This is a genomic window from Bacillota bacterium (assembly GCA_023511455.1).
In the GTDB taxonomy this organism is placed as follows: domain Bacteria; phylum Armatimonadota; class HRBIN16; order HRBIN16; family HRBIN16; genus HRBIN16.
The window spans coordinates 1-2480 of record JAIMBJ010000071.1; the positions used below are offsets into that span (position 1 = coordinate 1).

The window sequence follows — 2480 nt, forward strand, 5'->3', positions numbered from 1 at the left end:
AATTGCAACTCTCTTCTTTCCGTTAGAGGCTATCCACGAAAACGAGCGACACCAGAGCCGTTTGCGGTGGTTGCGCGTCGGGATTGGCGGTGCAGGGGTTGGTTGACAATCTGCATCGTTAGTTTTTTTGTTCGGGAGGGCAGAGGTTTCTGGAACACAGGGGCGTCGAGACATCCGGGTATCTTTGCAACAGAGCAACTCTTTCCACTCGCAACGGCGAACCCGCGGTTCCCCAGCAGGGCGAGCGCAGGGCAACCTATCGCAAATAGGAAACCCAGCCCAAGGGAATTCACAGCCATCCAGAAGACGCCGATTGGCAAGGAGCCCACCTCTCGCGTGGGTCGGCTTACCCACACACCCACCGCCAGCAGCACTATCCCGATGTGATCAGCCACTGAATTATGGTTCCTATCGCCTTCATCTTCCGCGCCTCCTGATTATACCATAATAGTACTTTCCTCAGGGTTTATTGAACGTGAGCGGATTGCTGAACAAGCGCGTATCAGCGACCTTCTCCACGCGCCCCGTGGGCAGGTGCAGCCGCCAGAGTGAACTGAGCATCGTGCTGCCGTCTTCAACACACAAAAAGTAAATAAAGTTCTGTTGACTATCAACGCGCAGGTTACTAACGCCTCCGCCCATCCGCGTTCGCTGAGACAACCCCTTGCCATCTACCCCGACAGTCCATAGCTCGTCCTCGTAGGATCCTCCAGCAGGTGCGACAAAAGCAATCTGGTTCCGCGACAAAACCCACACCGCGTCGGTACCCGCGCCTATCTTTTGCCCTCTTGCCCCTCCCCTTTGAAGCAGAGGCTGGCTCTCCAGAACATACAAATCGGGTTGCCCCCTGATGACGGGACGCGCCGCCAGCACCCGATCTCCTGCTGGCGAAAAGCCGTAGAGATACCACTTACCCCAGAGGGCGGGGAAGTTTTGTAGATTGCGCCTGGAGATATCCAGCACCTGATAGCGCCCTGCAGACCAGTCCCAGAGTAGATCAGTCCCCAACTTTGTCGTCCGAGCAATCAGAATCTGGGAGGGGTCGGGTAAGAAGCACACGAACATGTGTGCCGCGCCGCGTGCAAAGGTCAGCTGCTGTACTTTGCGATCTACCAATCTCAGCATGTAGAGGTTCCAGCTATCGCGAGGGTTGGAGGCGTCGCGGCGTGCCTCATAGATGATGGCGCGTCCATCGGGTGTCCAGCGCGGGTTCTTCTCCCACCATGAGGAGCGCGTCAGCTGCTCAACCCTGCGCGTGCGCAGGTCAAGCAGGTAGATGTCTCTCCCGCCATCGCCGCGTGCAGTGAAAACCACGAGGTCCTGCTTGGGATGCAGGTCAAAACTCACATCACTGTAGTTGCGCTGAATCTGCATTGTTCACCTCCTTCCTAAGGGAAAAATGGAGGAATGGGAAACGGAGGAGTCGGAATAGGATAAGGGGGTAAGGGAATGAGGCAGTTTCTGCTAGCCGTTATCGCCATAGCCCCTTCAATCGCGATTCTTGCCACTGCGCAACCGCGGGGGTTGGGGCTTCGGCTGCAGTCGGCTTTCGCGGCACATAGTCCAAGCCTTATATCGCAGTCACGACAAGCACACTTCAACACCCACCAGCACGGGGTGTCGCAATCATGCTGTCCATAACATATGTCGTGCTCACGGCAGCAGGCATCCACCTCGTCTATCGGCCGTGGGCACGGCGGGATTGGACCACGACAACCGTGCCCGGACCCGCAGTAGTGTCCCCATATGGGGATGCGCACTCCAAGAAGTTTATGTGAGGGCACAGGAGGCAGAACATTTGGTGCCTCCTCACACCGCTCTCCTGCACACCCCCCATCCCCCAGCGGAGAACACACGGCTACCTGCGTCGGCATATACACAGGACACGCACACGGCTCGGCAAGCGCGCTCTGCACCGCCAGCCCGTTGCTATCATGGGGATAGTAATCCCACGAACTGCTCGATGAACCCATCGTCCACCTCGCGATCCCCATCACTTGGCTACCTCGCTCTCCGATAGAAAGATATCTGAAAGGGCATAACCTGCCAAGTTGTAGGTAACACCAATCCATATCCACGATGCAAGCGAGAGTATCTGTGGAACATCGGGCGAGTCCTCGAACAGATAGCAAGCACCTACAGATATAGTTCCCGCACCCATAGCCATGATTAGCATGTGCTTTAGATTATATCGCTTTAACCCCGAATAGCGCCAAAGGTAAATGCGCCAGATACCACTAATCAACAAACTACCAAAGAATATCACTATCCAGAACCAATAAAGGAAATTCTCGGTTTCGTTATATTCGTGCAGAATAAATACAACTATACCCGCAAGAAACCAGCCGGCTATCCTGCGCCCTAACATATTCCATCACCTGCCTAAGTGCCTTTGCATTTTACTTTCAGCACCGCGAGTATGGAGTGCTGAAGCGCAGCTTCAGCGTGGGGAAGACAGCGCGGAAGCTGCGCTTCCGCAG

1 protein-coding gene is annotated in these 2480 nt (G+C 55.4%); it reads right to left on the bottom strand.

What is annotated here, in order from left to right; genetic code table 11:
* Positions 1-459 precede the first annotated feature (459 nt).
* Entirely contained in the window at positions 460-1374 is a 915-nt protein-coding gene (locus K6U75_17225; protein ID MCL6476774.1) for a hypothetical protein, read from the bottom strand.
* Positions 1375-2480 lie beyond the last annotated feature (1106 nt).

Coding starts and splice junctions, on each gene's coding strand:
- K6U75_17225 (MCL6476774.1), bottom strand. CDS start 1,374: ATGCAGATTCAGCGCAACTACAGTGATGTGAGTTTTGACCTGCATCCC.